The organism is Streptococcus oralis (assembly GCF_021497885.1).
GTDB classification, from domain to species: domain Bacteria; phylum Bacillota; class Bacilli; order Lactobacillales; family Streptococcaceae; genus Streptococcus; species Streptococcus oralis_BQ.
This window is the reverse complement of the sequence record NZ_CP046523.1, coordinates 1473176-1491458: the sequence shown is the minus strand read 5'-3', so window position 1 is coordinate 1491458 and position 18283 is coordinate 1473176. Positions and strand designations below refer to the sequence as shown.

Annotated in this window: 20 protein-coding genes and 1 pseudogene; 14 read left to right on the top strand and 7 right to left on the bottom strand. The window is 43.0% G+C overall.

The window, feature by feature from the left end; all coding sequences use genetic code 11:
* The first annotated feature begins 2 nt into the window (after nucleotides 1–2).
* The 3 genes from GOM48_RS07430 (at nucleotide 3) to GOM48_RS07420 (ending at nucleotide 2760) form a co-directional block, all read left to right on the top strand.
* The gene (locus GOM48_RS07430; RefSeq protein WP_000872568.1) at nucleotides 3–446 is read left to right on the top strand and encodes a MarR family winged helix-turn-helix transcriptional regulator; all 444 of its coding nucleotides are present in this window, start codon (nucleotides 3–5) and stop codon (nucleotides 444–446) included.
* A 72-nt stretch (nucleotides 447–518) separates the two neighbouring features.
* Complete coding sequence (locus tag GOM48_RS07425; RefSeq protein ID WP_084947165.1) at nucleotides 519–1247, top strand: ABC transporter ATP-binding protein; 729 nt, start codon at nucleotides 519–521, stop codon at nucleotides 1245–1247.
* The gene (locus GOM48_RS07420; protein ID WP_235097014.1) at nucleotides 1240–2760 is read left to right on the top strand and encodes an ABC transporter permease/substrate-binding protein; all 1521 of its coding nucleotides are present in this window, start codon (nucleotides 1240–1242) and stop codon (nucleotides 2758–2760) included. The genes GOM48_RS07425 and GOM48_RS07420 overlap by 8 nt, the downstream gene beginning before the upstream one ends.
* Before the next feature lie 90 nt (nucleotides 2761–2850).
* Here GOM48_RS07420 and GOM48_RS07415 read toward each other — a convergent pair whose 3' ends face one another.
* Nucleotides 2851–3183: a glucuronide permease gene (locus GOM48_RS07415; protein ID WP_235097013.1), complete on the bottom strand. Its 333-nt coding sequence runs from the start codon at nucleotides 3181–3183 to the stop codon at nucleotides 2851–2853.
* A 26-nt stretch (nucleotides 3184–3209) separates the two neighbouring features.
* Nucleotides 3210–3764: a TetR/AcrR family transcriptional regulator gene (locus GOM48_RS07410; RefSeq protein WP_235097012.1), complete on the bottom strand. Its 555-nt coding sequence runs from the start codon at nucleotides 3762–3764 to the stop codon at nucleotides 3210–3212.
* Between the two features lie 132 nt (nucleotides 3765–3896).
* Here GOM48_RS07410 and GOM48_RS07405 point away from each other — a divergent pair, with 132 nt between their 5' ends.
* The gene (locus tag GOM48_RS07405; RefSeq protein WP_235097011.1) at nucleotides 3897–4787 is read left to right on the top strand and encodes a cation diffusion facilitator family transporter; all 891 of its coding nucleotides are present in this window, start codon (nucleotides 3897–3899) and stop codon (nucleotides 4785–4787) included.
* Nucleotides 4788–4820: 33 nt separating this feature from the next.
* Here the strand turns inward: GOM48_RS07405 and galR are convergent, their stop codons facing one another.
* On the bottom strand, nucleotides 4821–5825 hold the full coding sequence (gene galR / locus GOM48_RS07400; protein ID WP_235097010.1) for a DNA-binding transcriptional regulator GalR: 1005 nt from the start codon (nucleotides 5823–5825) through the stop codon (nucleotides 4821–4823).
* Between the two features lie 164 nt (nucleotides 5826–5989).
* Between galR and GOM48_RS07395 the strand changes: the two genes are divergently transcribed.
* The 10 genes and pseudogenes from GOM48_RS07395 to pyrE all read left to right on the top strand — a co-directional run bounded on the left by GOM48_RS07395 (nucleotide 5990) and on the right by pyrE (nucleotide 15255).
* A complete protein-coding gene (locus GOM48_RS07395; protein WP_235097009.1) occupies nucleotides 5990–7168 on the top strand; it encodes a galactokinase in 1179 nt (392 codons plus the stop codon).
* A gap of 11 nt (nucleotides 7169–7179) precedes the next feature.
* The gene (locus GOM48_RS07390) at nucleotides 7180–7839 is read left to right on the top strand and encodes an HAD family hydrolase (protein ID WP_235097008.1); all 660 of its coding nucleotides are present in this window, start codon (nucleotides 7180–7182) and stop codon (nucleotides 7837–7839) included.
* Complete coding sequence (locus GOM48_RS07385; RefSeq protein WP_235097007.1) at nucleotides 7836–9323, top strand: UDP-glucose--hexose-1-phosphate uridylyltransferase; 1488 nt, start codon at nucleotides 7836–7838, stop codon at nucleotides 9321–9323. The genes GOM48_RS07390 and GOM48_RS07385 overlap by 4 nt, the downstream gene beginning before the upstream one ends.
* A gap of 69 nt (nucleotides 9324–9392) precedes the next feature.
* Nucleotides 9393–9797, top strand: a complete 405-nt coding sequence (locus GOM48_RS07380) for a PaaI family thioesterase (RefSeq protein ID WP_000651199.1) — start codon at nucleotides 9393–9395, stop codon at nucleotides 9795–9797.
* Between the two features lie 70 nt (nucleotides 9798–9867).
* Nucleotides 9868–10041: pseudogene (locus tag GOM48_RS07375) on the top strand (ABC transporter ATP-binding protein); the annotation flags it as partial.
* Between the two features lie 106 nt (nucleotides 10042–10147).
* On the top strand, nucleotides 10148–11500 hold the full coding sequence (murD, locus tag GOM48_RS07370) for a UDP-N-acetylmuramoyl-L-alanine--D-glutamate ligase (RefSeq protein WP_125416232.1): 1353 nt from the start codon (nucleotides 10148–10150) through the stop codon (nucleotides 11498–11500).
* Nucleotide 11501: 1 nt separating this feature from the next.
* On the top strand, nucleotides 11502–12560 hold the full coding sequence (locus GOM48_RS07365) for a UDP-N-acetylglucosamine--N-acetylmuramyl-(pentapeptide) pyrophosphoryl-undecaprenol N-acetylglucosamine transferase (protein ID WP_125416230.1): 1059 nt from the start codon (nucleotides 11502–11504) through the stop codon (nucleotides 12558–12560).
* Nucleotides 12561–12569: 9 nt separating this feature from the next.
* On the top strand, nucleotides 12570–13688 hold the full coding sequence (locus GOM48_RS07360; protein ID WP_235097006.1) for a cell division protein FtsQ/DivIB: 1119 nt from the start codon (nucleotides 12570–12572) through the stop codon (nucleotides 13686–13688).
* Between the two features lie 190 nt (nucleotides 13689–13878).
* Nucleotides 13879–14580: an orotidine-5'-phosphate decarboxylase gene (gene pyrF / locus GOM48_RS07355; protein ID WP_235097005.1), complete on the top strand. Its 702-nt coding sequence runs from the start codon at nucleotides 13879–13881 to the stop codon at nucleotides 14578–14580.
* A gap of 42 nt (nucleotides 14581–14622) precedes the next feature.
* Entirely contained in the window at nucleotides 14623–15255 is a 633-nt protein-coding gene (pyrE, locus tag GOM48_RS07350) for an orotate phosphoribosyltransferase (protein ID WP_235097004.1), read from the top strand.
* Between the two features lie 59 nt (nucleotides 15256–15314).
* On the opposite strand, the gene GOM48_RS07345 is transcribed toward pyrE, so the two are convergent.
* From GOM48_RS07345 to GOM48_RS07330, 4 genes are read right to left on the bottom strand one after another with little or no spacing between them, the layout of a single operon-like run.
* Nucleotides 15315–16181, bottom strand: a complete 867-nt coding sequence (locus GOM48_RS07345) for a cysteine ABC transporter substrate-binding protein (RefSeq protein WP_235097003.1) — start codon at nucleotides 16179–16181, stop codon at nucleotides 15315–15317.
* An 11-nt stretch (nucleotides 16182–16192) separates the two neighbouring features.
* The gene (locus GOM48_RS07340) at nucleotides 16193–16951 is read right to left on the bottom strand and encodes an amino acid ABC transporter ATP-binding protein (protein ID WP_235097002.1); all 759 of its coding nucleotides are present in this window, start codon (nucleotides 16949–16951) and stop codon (nucleotides 16193–16195) included.
* Nucleotides 16952–17629 (bottom strand): amino acid ABC transporter permease, encoded by a 678-nt coding sequence (locus GOM48_RS07335; RefSeq protein WP_235097001.1) that lies wholly within the window; start codon nucleotides 17627–17629, stop codon nucleotides 16952–16954.
* Nucleotides 17589–18269 carry an amino acid ABC transporter permease gene (locus GOM48_RS07330; RefSeq protein ID WP_235097000.1) on the bottom strand — a complete coding sequence of 227 codons (681 nt, stop codon included), beginning with the start codon at nucleotides 18267–18269 and terminating at the stop codon, nucleotides 17589–17591. The genes GOM48_RS07335 and GOM48_RS07330 overlap by 41 nt, the downstream gene beginning before the upstream one ends.
* Nucleotides 18270–18283: the final 14 nt, after the last annotated feature.

Here is an 18283-nt window from a genome sequence, read left to right as displayed (position 1 = left end):
TCATGAAATATTGTCATTTGGTAGCCCATCATATTCGTTTGTTGAATGGGCGGATTTTTCAAAAGTTACTGAGACAAGACCCTGACTCTCTTTATCGGAGTGAGCAGGGAAAGATTTTAGCGGTTTTATGGAATAGTAAGACGGGCTGTGCAACTGCGACAGATATTGCGCTTGCGACTGGGCTTGCTAATAATACGCTGACGACTATGATAAAAAAGCTAGAGGAACAAAATCTTATAACTGTCAGTCCGTGTGGAGAAGATAAGCGTAAGAAGTATTTAGTTTTAACAGAGTTGGGCAAGTCCCAGAAAGAAGTTGGGCAACGTGTCAGTCAGAGATTGGATACTATCTGTTACAAAGGATTTTCAGAAGAGGAAATTAGGCAGTTTGAAGCCTTTCAAGAAAGAATTTTGGCTAATCTGAAAGAGAAGGAAAATGAGGTTTAGAGTGGGATAAATTAGTTATTAAAAGTTTGGTAACTTGACCAATCGAGGAAAATTTTAAATTGAGGACTAAGAATGATTGAATACAAAAATGTAGCGCTACGCTACACAGAAAAAGATGTTTTGAGAGATGTCAATTTACGAATTGAGAATGGGGAGTTCATGGTTTTAGTTGGGCCTTCTGGGTCAGGTAAGACGACCATGATTAAGATGATTAATCGTCTCTTGGAACCAACTGATGGAAATATCTATATGGATGGTAAACGCATCAAAGACTATGACGAGCGTGAGCTGCGCCTTTCCACAGGCTATGTCTTACAAGCGATTGCTCTCTTTCCCAATCTAACGGTGGCTGAAAATATTGCCCTCATTCCGGAGATGAAGGGCTGGACTAAGGAAGAAATTGCTCAGAAAACAGAAGAGCTTTTAGCTAAGGTTGGTTTACCAGTATCCGAGTATGGACATCGACTTCCTAGTGAATTATCTGGTGGAGAACAGCAACGGGTTGGTATTGTCCGTGCTATGATTGGTCAGCCTAAGATTCTCCTCATGGATGAGCCTTTTTCAGCCTTGGATGCTATTTCGAGAAAACAGTTGCAGGTTCTGACGAAAGAATTGCATAAAGAGTTTGGGATGACAACTATTTTTGTGACCCATGATACGGATGAAGCTTTGAAATTGGCAGACCGTATTGCTGTCTTGCAGGACGGAGAGATTCGTCAGGTGGCGAACCCTGAGACCATTTTAAAAGCTCCTGCAACGGACTTTGTAGCAGACTTGTTTGGAGGTAGTGTTCATGGCTAATTTGATATCAACTTTTCAGGATCGTTTTGGTGATTGGGTAACAGCCCTATCTCAACATTTGCAGTTGTCACTTTTGACCTTGTTACTAGCTATTTTTATCGCTATTCCCGTGGCTGTTTATCTTTGCTATCATGAGAAGTTGGCGGACTGGGTTTTGCAGATTGCAGGAATTTTCCAGACCATCCCGTCTCTGGCCTTGTTGGGACTCTTCATCCCCTTGATGGGAATTGGGACCTTGCCAGCTTTGACGGCTCTGGTGATTTATGCGATTTTTCCGATTTTGCAAAATACCATCACTGGACTAAAGGGAATTGATCCAAGTCTGCAAGAGGCTGGAATTGCCTTTGGGATGACTAGATGGGAGCGACTCAAGAAGTTTGAAATTCCACTTGCCATGCCTGTCATTATGTCTGGGATTCGGACGGCAGCGGTCTTGATCATCGGTACGGCGACCTTGGCTGCCTTGATTGGTGCAGGGGGACTGGGTTCCTTTATCCTTTTGGGAATTGACCGCAATAATACTAGTCTGATTTTGATTGGGGCACTTTCTTCTGCAGTGCTGGCCATTGCCTTTAACTTCCTACTAAAAGTGATGGAAAAAGCAAAATTGCGGACGATTTTCTCTGGTTTTGCCTTGGTGACCTTATTGCTGGGTCTGTCTTATAGTCCAGCCCTCTTAGCTCAAAAAGAGAAAGAAAACTTGGTGATTGCTGGAAAATTGGGACCAGAACCCGAAATTTTGGCCAATATGTATAAGTTACTGATTGAAGAAAATACCAGTATGACTGCGACTGTTAAACCGAATTTTGGGAAAACAAGCTTCCTCTATGAAGCTCTGAAAAAAGGGGATATTGATATCTATCCTGAATTTACCGGTACGGTGACTGAAAGTCTGCTTCAACCATCTCCTAAAGTAGGTCATGAGCCAGATCAGGTTTATCAAGTGGCGCGTGATGGCATTGCCAAACAAGATCATCTTGCCTATCTCAAGCCTATGTCTTATCAAAATACCTACGCTGTAGCTGTTCCGAAAAAGATTGCTCAAGAATATGGCTTGAAGACCATTTCGGACTTGAAAAAAGTAGAAGGACAGTTGAAGGCAGGCTTTACTCTCGAGTTTAATGATCGTGAGGATGGAAATAAGGGCTTGCAATCAATGTATGGACTCAATCTTAATGTAGCAACCATGGAGCCGGCCCTTCGCTATCAGGCAATTCAGTCAGGCGATATTCAAATCACAGATGCCTATTCGACCGATGCAGAGTTGGCGCGTTATGATTTACAGGTCTTGGAAGATGACAAGCAACTCTTCCCACCTTATCAAGGGGCACCACTTATGAAAGAAGCTCTTCTCAAGAAACATCCTGAGTTGGAGACAGTTCTCAATAAATTGGCTGGTAAAATCACGGAAAGCCAGATGAGCCAGCTCAACTACCAAGTGGGTGTCGAAGGCAAGTCAGCAGAACAAGTAGCCAAGGAGTTTCTACAAGAACAAGGTTTGTTGAAGAAATAAATGGAGAGGAAAGCCAGTGGAAGCCACTAGCAATTTTCTTCAGCAGATAAAATCCCATCTCGAATTATAGACGAGATGGGATTTTTAATGTTAGAGTAAGATAAACAAGAGAGCAATCAAAGCCGCTAGTGTGCCCCTTATAATGTGGTGCGATATATGTTGATTTTCTTGCTGTCGCCCATTCCAGTAAGCACCGTAGCAGATGATGCTAGAGCCCACTATCCATAAGATGATCGTTGCCAGTGGGACGAAGTAAAAGATAGCTAGAGCCAGAGAAGTGATGCAACTGCCGACCAAGATGCACGTGTTTCCCAGACTGTAGTTATTTTGTTTCATGGCTGAAAAAGCAGCAGCAAGGTGAAGTAATGAGAATGCGAGAGCTAGTACGATTGTTAGTATTCCTAGAATCATCGAAGTTAACATAGTTGGTTCCTTTCTGAGTTACAGGCTTAGTTATCAAGTGGAGTTGTAGAGGTCATCTCCATTACATCAAGGTAAAATTTCACCACTTGGTCTTCAGTATAAGATTTTCCTTTTTTTAGCCACCAAGTTAGAGTCTCGATAAAGTTCGTCACAACAAAATGCTGGAGGTAGGAGGCCGGAATGTTTGGATAGGCCTCTTGCAAGTCATCCGCCACCATGGGATAGACGTGGTGTTCGAGTTCCTTGTGTAGTTGGCGGTGAAAGTAGTCGTTTTTGGAAAAAAGGAGACTGGTAACATGGTCCTGGTTTTTCTGAAAATGTGAAAAGATATGTGTGAGGTAGTCCTCGGTAGTAAAGTGTTCTTCCCTTTCAAAGAGATGATGAAAGAGGTAGCGACAGAGTTCATCTAAAAGCAGTTCCTTGCTCTCGTAGTGACAGTAAAAGGTTGAGCGCCCAACATCTGCCAAGTCAATGATATCTTGGACAGTAGTAGCATCATAGCCTTTGTCGTTCAAAAGTTGTAAAAAAGCTTGATAGATAGCTTGTTTAGTCTTGCTGACTCGACGGTCTCTATTTGGCATATAGACACTTGAGACAAACTGTTCAGAACTGAACAGGACTGACAGTTTGCTTCTATCCTTTCTTTGGATTTTATTAGATAATACAAATGAAGGAAGTATGTATATACCCATTATACCAAAGGAGGGAGAGAAATGAGTTCTAAAACATCTATCTGGTTAGCTTTTTTCTTAAATTTAAGCTATGCGATAGTCGAGTTTATCGCAGGAGGAATCTTTGGTTCGAGTGCAGTTCTTGCTGATTCTGTTCATGACATGGGAGATGCTATAGCCATTGGCATATCTGCCCTTTTAGAAACGATCTCCAATCGTGAAGAAGATAGGCAGTACACCTTGGGTTACAAACGTTTTAGTCTTTTAGGAGCCATGCTAACGGCTGTGATTCTTATGATAGGGTCTGTCCTAGTGATTTTGGAAAATGTCACAAAGATCGCTCACCCGCAACCCGTTAATGAGGAAGGGATTCTCTGGCTGGGAATCATTGCGGTAGCTATCAATGTGCTAGCTAGTCTGGTAGTTCGTAAGGGAAAAACAAAGAATGAATCTATTCTTAGCTTGCATTTTTTGGAAGATACTCTTGGTTGGTTGGCTGTCATTCTAATGGCGATTATTCTTCGATTTACGGACTGGTATATCCTCGATCCGCTTTTATCTCTGGTCATTTCCATCTTTATTCTGTCGAAAGCCATTCCACGCTTTTGGAGTGCACTAAAAATTTTCCTAGATGCTGTGCCAGAAGGGGTCGAGACAAGTGATTTGGAGAAAGATTTAGAGGCTCTACCCAATGTCAAAAGTGTTAATCAACTTAGCATTTGGTCCATGGACGGTCTAGAGAACAATGCTGTTGTCCACATTTGTATCTGGGATTGGGAACAGATGATGGAAACCAAAGAAGTGGTGCGACAATTTTTAGAAGAAAGAGGCGTGCAGAATATCACTATTGAAGTAGATAGCAGTCAAAGCAATCATGCGCAACATAGGCGGAAGGTGAGAGAGTTAGAGCAGAGGCATGGGCATCATCATTAGAAAAACGACCTCGCTAGAGGTCGTTTTGTTATCCTATTCATTCCTTGTACTTTCTCTCAATGTCAGTCTGGTTCCCAGCATGGTTAGGCTGGGAATTTTGCGACCGTGGAGAACTTCCTTGTTAAGAATATCCATACCTGCTCGGCCCATTTCTTCGGTATAAACGGTAATGCTAGAAAGAGGAGGATAGACCTGCTTGGTCAGGCTAGTGTCGTTAAAAGAAATGAGGCTGACGCGGTCTGGTAGGCTAATTCCAGCTTCTTGAAGGGCACGGAGGGCGCCGATGGCTAAACTATCGCTGGCTGCGAAAAAGGCTGGTGGGAGTTTATCACCCAACTTGTGAATGGCCTCCTTCATCAAGTCATAGCCAGACTGGGCAGTAAAGCTCCCTTGAAAGACCAGTTCTTCATGGTAGATTCCATTTGCTTGGGTATAGTCTTTGAAATTTTCTAGCCGCTTATCTTGGATAATTTCTTCTTGGTCGGTTGTTTCCTCAAGACCTGTGAGAATTCCGATACGGTTCATCCCTTGGCTGAGGAAATGGTCTACAACTTGTTTCACAGCAGTGTAAAAGTCAGTGATAATACAGGTATGACCTAGTGAGAGGGTATCGCTGTCTATAAAGACTAAAGGTTTTTGGTATTCTTCAAAGGCAGAAATCTGAGCTCGGCTGAACTTTCCAATACAGAGTATCCCGATTACTTCCTCACTCAGTGTAAAAGGATGGTCGTTAAAATAGCGCAAGATATCATAGTCCAACTCTTGGGCTCTTTTTTCAATACCAAGACGAATCTGATAGTAGTAGAGATCGTCCAGCTCCCCTTGTTCGCTGACCCATTGGATAATGGCAATCTTTTGCTTGGGTTTGTGGGATTCGCCTGTCTTGAGGTGCTTAGTATAGCCCAGCTCTTCAGCGACGGTTAAAATACGGTGTCTGGTTTCTTCTGTAACAGATAGACTCTGGTCGCGATTGAGGACACGAGATACGGTCGCGATAGAGACAGAGGCTAGCTGTGCGATGTCTTTTAAGGTAGCCATAAATCCTCCTTCTTTTAGGTTAGTATATCATATTTTTCTTCTTTTTACCTGTTGTTTAGTAAAATTTTAGTAAAAAGGATTGACCTTGGCAAATGCCTTGGATACAATAGAAGAAAACGATTACACGTTAAGGCGACTTAACGGACAGTCAAAGGAGAATTTATATGACACAAGATCTTACTACTGAAGCCCTTCGCAAAGACTTTCTTGCCGTTTTTGGTCAAGAAGCAGACCAAACTTTCTTTTCACCAGGTCGTATCAATCTGATTGGTGAACATACAGACTACAACGGTGGGCACGTTTTTCCGGCGGCTATTTCTTTGGGGACATACGGTGCAGCGCGCAAGCGTGACGACCAAGTCTTGCGTTTCTACTCAGCCAACTTTGAGGACAAGGGTATCATCGAAGTGCCTCTTGCTGACCTCAAATTTGAAAAAGAGCATAGCTGGACCAACTATCCAAAAGGGGTTCTACATTTCTTGCAAGAAGCTGGGCATGTGATTGACAAAGGGTTTGATTTTTATGTTTATGGGAATATCCCAAATGGTTCAGGTTTGTCTTCATCAGCATCTTTGGAACTTTTGACAGGGGTTGTGGCAGAGCATCTCTTTGGTTTAAAACTAGACCGTTTGGATTTGGTTAAAATCGGAAAACAAACAGAAAATAACTTTATCGGAGTCAACTCTGGTATCATGGACCAGTTTGCTATCGGTATGGGTGCTGACCAACGTGCCATTTACCTGGATACCAATACGTTAGAATATGACTTGGTGCCACTTGATTTGAAGGACAATGTTGTTGTTATCATGAACACTAATAAACGTCGTGAATTGGCGGACTCTAAGTACAATGAACGCCGTGCTGAGTGTGAAAAAGCTGTGGAAGAATTGCAAGCTGCCATGGATATTCAGACCTTGGGTGAATTGGATGAGTGGGCCTTTGACCAATACAGCTATCTGATTAAAGATGAAAATCGCTTAAAACGTGCTCGCCATGCTGTGCTTGAAAACCAACGTACTCTTAAAGCTCAAGCAGCACTTCAAGCAGGTGATTTGGAAACATTTGGTCGCTTGATGAATGCGTCACACGTTTCTCTAGAACATGACTATGAAGTGACTGGCTTGGAATTGGATACCCTTGTTCACACAGCTTGGGCCCAAGAAGGTGTTCTTGGTGCTCGTATGACAGGGGCAGGATTTGGCGGATGTGCCATTGCCTTGGTTCAAAAAGACGCTGTTGAGGCCTTTAAGGAAGCTGTAGGCAAGCACTACGAGGAAGTCGTTGGATATGCTCCAAGCTTCTATATCGCTGAAGTTGCAGGTGGCACTCGCGTTTTAGACTAGGAGAGAAGTAAATGGACGCTGTAATATTTGATTTAGATGGCTTATTAGCTGATACTGAGATCATTTCTCTAAAAGTTTATCAAGAATTGCTTAAAGATTTTGGAATTCCTTTCACAGAAGAAACATATTCTAGAGAATACAGTGGACATAGGGAAGAGGAGAATGTTCAACGATTTTTGGATACCTATGATTTACCTTGGAACTTTGATCAAACCTTGGAAAAAGTTTATGAACTGGAAGCTCGAATATTAACCAAAGGTGTAAATTTAAAAAAAGGTGCTAAAAATTTGCTTGCTTTTTTGCAAAGAGAAGGTATTCCAATCGCTCTAGCAACTTCAAGTGTTGAATCTAGAGCTAGAATGATTTTGGATAGTAATGGGATACTGTCCCTATTTGACCATCTAGTTTTTGCAAAAGATGTAAAGCGAAGCAAACCTTACCCTGATATATTTTTAAAGGCCTGTAGTGATTTGAATGTTTTACCAGAGAATTGCTTAGTATTAGAGGATAGTGAAGCAGGGATTGAAGCAGCGTATAGAGCTGGGATACCAGTTATTTGTATTCCAGACTTGAAAATGCCAGCACAGTCTTTCTTAAATAAAACAGAACAAGTTTTTCAGGATTTAGATGATGTCAGAGACTATTTAGAAAGTAAGAAGGAGAATCAATGAGTCAGGGAGTTCTAGATGCATTCATCACGGAAGTCATTGCTGAAAGTTCATTTGAGGAAATGGATCGAATCTACCTAACCAATCGTGTCTTGGCACGAGTGGGGGAAGGTGTTTTGGAAGTTGAGACGGATCAGGATGACTTGATTGACCTCAAGGACCAGCTTGTCGAGGAGGCCGTTCGATTAGAGACGATTGAGGATAGTCAGACTGCGCGTGAAATCCTTGGTGCTGAACTGATGGACTTGGTAACCCCTTGTCCAAGTCAGGTCAATCGTGACTTCTGGGCAACCTATGCCCAATCTCCTGAGCAGGCAATTGCGGACTTCTATCAACTTAGCCAGAAAAACGACTACATCAAGCTCAAGGCTATTGCTAAAAATATTGCTTATCGTGTACCATCTAACTACGGTGAACTGGAGATTACTATCAATCTGTCTAAACCTGAAAAGGATCCAAAGGAGATTGCGGCGGCCAAGTTGGTGCAAGCTAGCAATTATCCCCAGTGTCAGCTTTGTCTAGAGAACGAAGGTTACCATGGTCGAGTTAACCACCCAGCTCGCAGCAATCACCGCATTATCCGTTTCGAAATGGCGGGTCAGGAGTGGGGCTTCCAGTATTCGCCCTATGCTTATTTTAATGAGCACTGTATTTTCTTAGACGGCCAGCACCGTCCCATGGCCATTAGTCGTCAGAGTTTTGAGCGCCTGCTGGCGATTGTAGAGCAATTTCCAGGCTATTTTGCAGGTTCGAATGCCGACCTTCCAATCGTGGGAGGCTCTATTCTGACTCATGATCACTATCAGGGAGGCCGTCATGTATTTCCTATGGAATTGGCTCCCTTGCAAAAGACTTTCTCTTTTACTGGTTTTGAACAAGTCAAGGCTGGGATTGTCAAGTGGCCTATGTCAGTTTTGCGTTTGACTTCGGATTTCAAAGAAGATTTGATCAACTTGGCTGACAAGATTTTACAGGAATGGCGCCAGTATTCAGATCCTGCAGTGCAGATTTTGGCAGAGACAGACGGGACACCGCATCACACCATCACACCGATTGCTCGTAAACGCGACGGTCAGTTTGAGTTGGACTTGGTCTTGCGGGACAATCAGACATCGCCAGAGCATCCTGATGGCATTTATCATCCCCACAAGGATGTCCAACATATCAAGAAGGAAAATATCGGCTTGATTGAGGTCATGGGCTTGGCTATTTTGCCACCACGTCTGAAAGTAGAAGTAGAGCAAGTTGCCAGCTACCTCGTGGGAGATGGTGATATAGTTTCCGACTATCATCAGGAATGGGCAGACCAGCTTAAAGCCCAACATCCAGACCTAAAAGATAAAGAAAAAGCCTTTGAAATCGTCAAGGACTCTGTTGGTGCTATCTTTGCGCGTGTACTTGAGGATGCAGGAGTTTACAAGCAGACGGAGCAAGGACAGACAGCCTTTATGCGCTTTGTAGAACAGGTCGGAATTTTGTCAGACTAGGAGCTTTCTCCTTGCACAGTCCTATAAAAAGTAGTATCATAGTGTCGTTTGAAATATCAGGAGGAAACGATGAAAGATTTTCATTTTGACGCTATATCTGCCTTTGAAAATTACGAAATAGAAAAAATGAGAGATGGTCATGTTGTGGTGACGACGAAAGTGGTGGACTCGTCGCTCAACTACTATGGCAATGCCCATGGTGGCTATCTCTTTACCCTTTGTGACCAAATCAGTGGTCTAGTGGTTATCTCGCTGGGGCTTGATGGAGTGACGCTCCAGTCCTCTATCAACTACCTCAAGGCAGGAAAACTCGACGATGTACTGACCATTAAAGGAGAATGCGTCCACCAAGGACGTACCACTTGTGTAGTGGATGTCGATATTACCAATCAAGAAGGCAGAAATGTCTGTAAGGCAACCTTTACCATGTTTGTCACAGGACAAAGGTCAGAAGAAAGACAGGTGAGGATATAAAGTATTGAGAGTTGACCTGCACTCTAAGGGTTAGATATTTTTTGTCGAACTTTTGGAGTGCAGGTTAGTCTTGATTCTCGCAGATGAAGCAACCGCTTCACTAGACCCTAAAAACTCTGAGGAGCTACTTTCTATCCTAGAATCTCTAAAAAATCCGAATCGGACCATTATTATTGCGACCCACAATCCTCTTATCTGGGAGCAAGTGGATCAAGTCATTCGAGTTACCGATTTATCTCATTGATGATAAGAGAACATTAAGTTAGAAGAAAGAGTCACAAATACACTTTGTGGCTTTTTTATTTCCGTAAAAATGGTAAAATAGTAGGAGTAGAAATGGAGTTTGAGACATGAAAGTAATCGATCAATTTAAAAATAAGAAAGTCCTTGTTTTAGGTTTGGCTAAGTCTGGTGAGTCTGCAGCCCGTTTGTTGGACAAGCTAGGAGCCATTGTGACGGTAAATGACGGTAAGCCTTTTGAGGAAAATCCTGCTGCGCAAAGTTTGCTAGAAGAGGGAATCAAGGTTGTCACTGGTGGCCATCCTTTGGAGCTCTTGGATGAAGAGTTTGCTCTGATGGTAAAAAATCCAGGTATCCCGTATAGCAATCCCATGATTGAAAAGGCATTGGCAAAGGGGATTCCAGTCTTGACTGAGGTGGAGTTGGCTTATTTGATTTCAGAAGCGCCGATTATCGGTATCACTGGTTCAAATGGGAAAACAACCACAACGACCATGATTGGGGAGGTTTTGACTGCTGCAGGCCAACATGGTCTCTTGTCAGGGAACATTGGCTATCCTGCTAGTCAAGTGGCTCAAACTGCAACAGCCAAGGACACGCTTGTCATGGAACTTTCTTCTTTCCAGTTGATGGGTGTTCAAGAATTCCAGCCTGTGATTGCGGTCATTACCAACCTCATGCCAACTCATATCGACTATCATGGTTCTTTTGAGGAATATGTAGCAGCCAAGTGGAATATCCAGAACAAGATGACAGCAGATGATTTTCTTGTTTTGAACTTTAACCAAGACTTGGCAAAAGAATTGGCTACTAAAACACAAGCCACTGTTGTTCCATTTTCAACACTTGAAGAGGTTGATGGAGCTTATCTGGAAGATGGTCAACTCTACTTCCGTGGGGAAGTGGTCATGGCAGCTAGTGAAATCGGTGTTCCAGGTAGCCACAATGTAGAAAATGCCCTTGCGACCATTGCAGTAGCTAAGCTTTGTGGTGTAGACAACCAGACCATCAAGGAAACTCTTTCAGCCTTTGGTGGTGTCAAACACCGTCTCCAATTTGTGGATGAAATTCAGGGTGTCAAATTCTATAATGATAGCAAATCAACCAATATCTTGGCTACTCAAAAAGCCTTGTCAGGATTTGACAATAGCAAGGTCATCTTGATTGCAGGTGGTTTGGACCGTGGAAATGAGTTTGACGAATTGGTGCCAGACATCACAGGGCTCAAGAAGATGGTCATCCTTGGTCAGTCTGCTGAACGTGTCAAACGGGCAGCAGATAAGGCTGGTGTGACTTATGTAGATGCGACAGATATTGCTGATGCGACTCGCAAGGCTTATGAGCTAGCGACTCAAGGAGATGTGGTTCTTCTCAGTCCTGCCAATGCTAGCTGGGATATGTATGCTAACTTTGAAGTACGTGGCGACCTCTTTATCGACACAGTAGCGGAGTTAAAGGAATAATATGAAAAAAATTGTCTTTACAGGTGGGGGGACGGTTGGACACGTCACCCTCAACCTTTTGTTAATGCCCAAGTTCATCGAAGACGGCTGGGAAGTCCACTATATCGGAGATAAGCATGGAATCGAACACCAAGAAATCCTCAAATCAGGCTTAAATGTTACCTTCCATTCTATTGCGACTGGGAAGTTGCGTCGCTATTTCTCTTGGCAAAATATGCTGGATGTCTTTAAAGTTGGTTGGGGAATTGTCCAATCGCTCTTTATCATGTTAAGAGTTCGGCCGCAGGCCCTCTTTTCTAAAGGAGGATTTGTCTCTGTACCACCGGTTATCGCAGCATGTGTGTCAGGAGTGCCTGTCTTTATCCACGAATCGGACCTGTCTATGGGCTTGGCCAATAAAATTGCCTATAAATTTGCGACCAAGATGTACTCAACCTTTGAGCAGGCTGCTGGTCTTGCAAAAGTCGAGCATGTGGGAGCAGTGACTAAAGTTTCAGACCAAAAAATTCCTGAACCAGATGAATTGGTGGATATCCAAACCCACTTTAATCCTAAATTGCCAACGGTATTGTTTGTCGGTGGTTCTGCAGGTGCCCGTGTATTTAACCAATTGGTGACAGATCATAAGCAAGAACTGACCGAACGCTACAATATTATCAATCTCACTGGAGATTCTAGCCTCAATGAGTTGAGTCAAAATCTCTTTCGTATTGACTATGTGACGGATCTCTATCAACCTTTGATGGAGATGGCAGATGTGGTGGTGACGCGTGGTGGTGCCAATACGATTTTCGAGCTCTTGGCTATGGCGAAACTTCATCTCATCGTACCATTGGGTCGTGAAGCAAGTCGAGGAGACCAGATTGAAAATGCAGCCTACTTTGTTAAGAAAGGCTATGCAGAAGAGCTTCAAGAAAGTGACTTGACCTTGGAAAGCTTGGAGGAGAAACTCAGCCACCTGCTTAGTCACAAGGACCAATACCAAGCTAGCATGAAAGCTTCAACTGAATTGAAATCTCTTGCGGATTTTTACGATCTATTAAGAAAAGACCTATCATAAGGAAAACCAATGTCAAAGGATAAGAAAAAAGAATCAAACCAGAAGAAAGAATTGTCTGAATGGCAGAAACGAAACCAGGAATACCTGAAGAAGAAGGCTGAGGAAGAAGCTGCCCTAGCTGAAGAGAAGGAAAAGGAAAAACAAGCTCGAATGGGGAAAAACTCTAAGATGTTAGAGGAAGCCAAGAAATCATCGAGTGAGTCAGACGAGGAAGCCGCAAGTCCGAGCAAGGAACCATCCGAAAAAGAAGAAAAATCTCAAAAGGATGACCCTAAAGTCAAAGAGGAAAAAGAAAAGAAGAAAAAAGAAAAACCAGAAAAACCTGCCAAGCCTAAAATTGCTCCTATTCATATTTGGCGAGCTGTGAGTATCTTGGTACCGAGTGTTCTGGTTCTCCTCCTTTCTATCTATCTCTTGACCCCTCTTTCGACTATCAAGCATATCGAGGTTAAGGGAAATGTCCAGACTCAAGCGGATGACATTAAACAGGTTTCTGGCATTCAGGACAGCGACTATACCTTGTCTTTGTTATGGAACAAGGACAAGCACGCTGAGCAGATCAAGTCTAATCACTGGATCGAGTCAGCAAAGATTGACTACAAATTTCCGACTGACTTTACGATTGAGGTCAAGGAATTCGATATTGTTGGTTATTATGTGTCTGGTGAAGAACATTATCCTATTCTTTCTAGTGGTACAGTAGAGTCAACTCCTGTTGATCGCTTAAACCTGCCTGAGACCTACCTAACAGTCACCTTTAACGATGAGCAGCAGGTGAAGGATTTGATGACGGGTCTTTCTAGCATTAGTGAGGACATAAAGAGTCAAATTCAGAAGATTGAACTAGCGCCAAGTAAGGTAACTGCCGATCTTTTAAAAATTACTATGCAGGATACAGATGAAATCTTGGTTCCCTTGTCAGAATTGAGTAAGAAATTGCCTTATTACAGTAAAATCAAGCCACAGTTAGCAGAACCGAGCTTCATCGATATGGAAGCAGGAATCTATAGTACTAGCTTAGCTGATAAACGTTTAGAAGAAGCAGAGGAAAAAGCTAAACAAGAAGCTAAAGAAGCAGAGAAGAAAAAACAGGAAGAAAAAAAAGCTGAAGAAAGGAAACAAGAATAAGAATCTTCAGTTTTTACTTGACAAGTATCGTTATAAATAATAGAATAGTAGAAAACTTTTAAAGCAGTCCAGAGAGGCAGCTAAGGTTAGACAGTGAAAGGGTGGAGACTACCCATTTTTCGTGGAACCTAGCTGCTAGCAGGTTCCTTTTTTTGAGCAATGGACTGTCAGCAAAGAATAGGAGAAAAGAATGCGTGAGAGTCGCCCGGTCATTGCTCTGGATTTTCCAAGTTTCGAGGAAGCCAAAGAATTTTTAGCCCTTTTTCCAGCAGAGGAAAAACTCTATGTCAAAGTTGGAATGGAGATCTACTATGCAGTAGGTCCCGAGGTTGTGCGTTATTTAAAATCATTGGGACATAGTGTTTTTTTGGATCTCAAGCTACATGATATTCCAAATACGGTTAAATCAACCATGAAAATCTTGTCAAGTCTGGGTGTCGATATGACCAATGTTCAGGCTGCAGGTGGACTTGAGATGATGCAGGCTGCGCGTGAAGGCCTTGGTGATCAAGGGATTCTTATTGCGGTAACCCAATTGACCTCAACATCCGAGGAACAGATGCAAGACTGTCAAAATATCCAAACTAGCCTGCAAGAATCAGTAATTCACTATGCTAAGAAAACAGCTGAAGCTGGATTGGATGGAGTGGTTTGCTCAGCCCAAGAGGCACAGCTTATCAAAGAAGCTACAAACGAAGATTTTATCTGCTTGACACCAGGTATTCGACCAGCAGGTGCCGAAGCAGGGGATCAAAAACGTGTAGTGACCCCTGGTCAAGCCTATCAAATCGGTAGTGACTACATTGTAGTAGGCCGTCCAATCACACAGGCAGCAGACCCTGTAGCCGCCTACCATGCTATCAAGGAAGAATGGACACGCGACTGGATCTAAAGCGTATTTGATTATAGATTTAAGGATAAGAAGGAGTATACCATGACACTTGCTAGAGACATTGCTAGCCATCTATTGAAAATTCAAGCCGTTTACCTCAAACCAGAGGAGCCTTTCACTTGGGCATCTGGTATCAAATCGCCGATTTATACTGACAACCGTGTGACGCTTGCCTATCCAGAAACTCGTACCTTGATTGAAAATGGTTTTGTGGAAGCTATTAAAGCAGAATTTCCAGAAGTAGAAGTGATTGCAGGAACTGCGACAGCAGGAATTCCACACGGAGCTATCATCGCTGATAAGATGAACTTGCCTTTTGCCTACATCCGTAGCAAACCAAAAGACCACGGAGCTGGTAATCAAATCGAAGGTCGTGTAGCTCAAGGTCAAAAAATGGTAGTGGTTGAAGACCTCATTTCAACGGGTGGGTCTGTTCTTGAAGCCGTAGCAGCTGCAAAACGCGAAGGAGCCGATGTTCTTGGTGTCGTAGCGATTTTCAGCTATCAATTGCCAAAAGCAGATAAGAACTTCGCAGACGCAGGTGTGAAATTGGTGACTCTTTCAAACTACAGTGAGCTGATTCACCTAGCCCAAGAAGAAGGTTACATCACACCAGAAGGACTCGCTCTCCTAAAACGCTTTAAAGAAGATCAAGAAAATTGGCAGAATGCCTAAAATATTGAAAATCAGGTAGTCACTAGGATTACCTGATTTCTTTTTATTTTCGGGAAATATTAGTCAACTTTTCCATCTTCAACAACTAGATCATCTGCTTTAGCAGCGTCACCGTAGGTTGGGTGAAGTGTTTTTTCATAAGCCTTGTGGAAGAAGTTTTCTTTGCCTAATTTTTCAATATCTTTATTGATGAAGTCTAGCAATTCTTGGTTACCTTTTTGAACTGCTGGCGCAATGGTGTCTGGATCACCGAGGGAAGTAATTCCTACTTCAAACCCTTTATTTTCGAGAGCCCATGCTAGGACTTCCGTATTGTCAGTTGAGAATGCATCTCCGCGTCCATCAAGAAGAGCTTGGTAGGCATCGCTATATTGGTCGTATTTTTGAAGTTTGACTTCTGGGTGATTTTTCTCAAAGTAGGTTTCAGCAGTGGTTCCTTTTGTGACAATCAAGGTTTTGCCTTCCAGCTCTTTAACGTCTTTGATGACTTTATCTTTTGGTGACACAACACCGAGGGAAACTTTCATGTAAGGAAGGGCAAAATCAACTTGTTTCTTACGTTCGTCGGTAACTGTGAAGTTGGCAAGTGTGATATCCACCTTGTTTGAAATCAAGTATTCCGCACGGTTGGCAGCATCAACAGAGACGTATTTAACCTTTACTCCCAAGTCTTGAGCTAATTGGTTACCCAATTCGATATCGTAGCCTTGGTAGGAACCGTCGTTGTCAACATAACCAAATGGCTTTTTGTCTCCAAATACGGCGATTCGTAACTCACCGCTTTTTTTGATTTCTTCAATAGTTCGAGCTTTAGCAGTGGTTTTACCTGATGAAGCATCAGAGTTTCCACCTGAACTACAGGCTGTGACAAAGATAAGCGTAAAGGCAAGGGCAAAAACAGTTAAGAGTGGTTTGAGTAGTTTCATAAAAATCTCCTTTATAGATATGAGCCGAACTGGCTAAAGTCAAAGACGTTTAAAAATTCCTGTGCTCGTTTGGTTTGAGGATTAGTGAAGAATTCCTGAGCCGTTCCTTCTTCGGCAATTTTCCCTTGGTCAAGTAAGATAATGCGGTTCGCAATGGCTTGGGCAAACTGCATTTCGTGGGTTACCAGAATCATGGTACGCCCTTCTTGAGCCAAATCATTGATGAGTTCGAGAACTTCACGCACCATTTCTGGATCTAGTGAAGCCGTCACTTCGTCAAAGAGGATAATTTCTGGATGCATGAGAAGGGCACGGACAATTGCCACTCGTTGCTTTTGTCCACCAGATAATTGTCGAGCAAAGCTGTCTTTTTTATCAAGTAGTCCGACGCGTTCCAGTAATTGCAGTGCTTCTTCAGTCACCTCTTTCTTGTCCCGTCCTTGTGCCTTGATAGGACCTAGGATGAGGTTTTGCAGGACGTCCAGATGGGGAAAGAGTTCATAACTTTGAAAGACCATCCCAATCTTTTGGCGAACTAAGTGAAAGTCTTTCTGGTTTCCAATAATGGACTGGCCATCAAGAAGAATATCTCCACCTTGAATGGTTTCTAAGCCATTGAGACAGCGAAGTAGGGTACTTTTCCCGCAACCAGATGGTCCTAGAATGACGACAACTTCCCCCTTTTTGATATCCAGGGAAAGCCCTTGGAGGATGGGATTATCTCCGAAGGATTTTTTCAGATCCTTGATTTCTAATATAGTATCAGACATTTAGTTCCTCCAGTGTTTTTCTAAGTGAGTAGATAGTTTGGAAATGGGGAAGCAAACTGCGAAATACAAGACCAGAATGGTTCCGTAGATCCAAAAGGAAGCAGTTGGGATGGTCAAGCGATTACTATCGATGATTTGCTGTCCCACCTTGGTAACTTCAACGACCCCAATCAAAACAACCAAAGAGGTGGTTTTGATCATCCGAGTGACAAGGTTGATGGCTTGTGGTAGTAGTCTTCTCAAGACTTGTGGAATGATAATGTGATAGTAAAGTTGCAAGTTAGTTAAGCCCAGTGCCTGTCCGCTTTCAAACTGATGTTTAGGGAGGGAAGTGATGGCTCCACGTACCAAGTCTCCCATTTCAGCTGTTCCCCAGAGAGTAAAAACGATAACGGCAGAAGTCTCTCCAGAAATGTTGATATTAAAGTTTCGAGCTAATCCAAAGTATACGATGAAAAGTAATACCAGCTGGGGCATGATACGGATAAATTCCAGATAAAAGCGTGTTAAAAAACGAATAACTCTAGAATGGGAAGTCATGATGATTCCCATGACTGTTCCGAAAATCATTGATAGAAGGACAGAGAGAATGGAAATTCCAATCGTGACACCCAATCCTTGTAAGATTCGCAGGAGATTATTTCCCTGAAAGAGTACTTGCATTCCCGAATCCTGCATGGCGGAGCCTCCTTTCTATCCAGCTAAAGACTAGCGAGATGGGTAGCAGCATGATCAGATAAGCAACTACCAACATGGCCAGTGCAATGTCTGTCTCATAATAGAGTCCAATCAAGTCCTTGGCGACGTACATGAGATCGGCTAAGGCTACTGCAGAGAAAACTGAGGTTTCCTTAATCAAGAAAATCACGTTGGCACTGAAGGACGGCAGAGCCACTGCTGTAGCTTGTGGCAAGACTACGTAGCGAAAAACCTGAACGGGTGTCAGACCGATAGCTAAGCCAATCTCATGCTGGGTTTGACTAACTGCTTCTAGTCCGCTTCGGAAGGATTCCGCCATATAGGAGCCTCCTAAAAAGATGAGGCCAAGAGTTGCACAGACCTCTGAGGAGAGGACAATTCCTATTCGAGGCAGCCCGAAGTAGAGAAAGAAAAGTTGAATCAAAAGGGGTGTGTTTCGAGATAGTTCAATGTAAGCTGTCGCTAGTTGTGCCAAAACAGGGATGCGATAATGGCGGATGATACTAACGATTAGACCAACAAGAAAGGATCCCATAATTCCCCAAACTGCGATATGCAGGGTCAGAAAAAAAGCCTTTTGATATAGTGGTAGATATTGTTCAACAATGGACCAATCCAAAATAGAACCTCCTA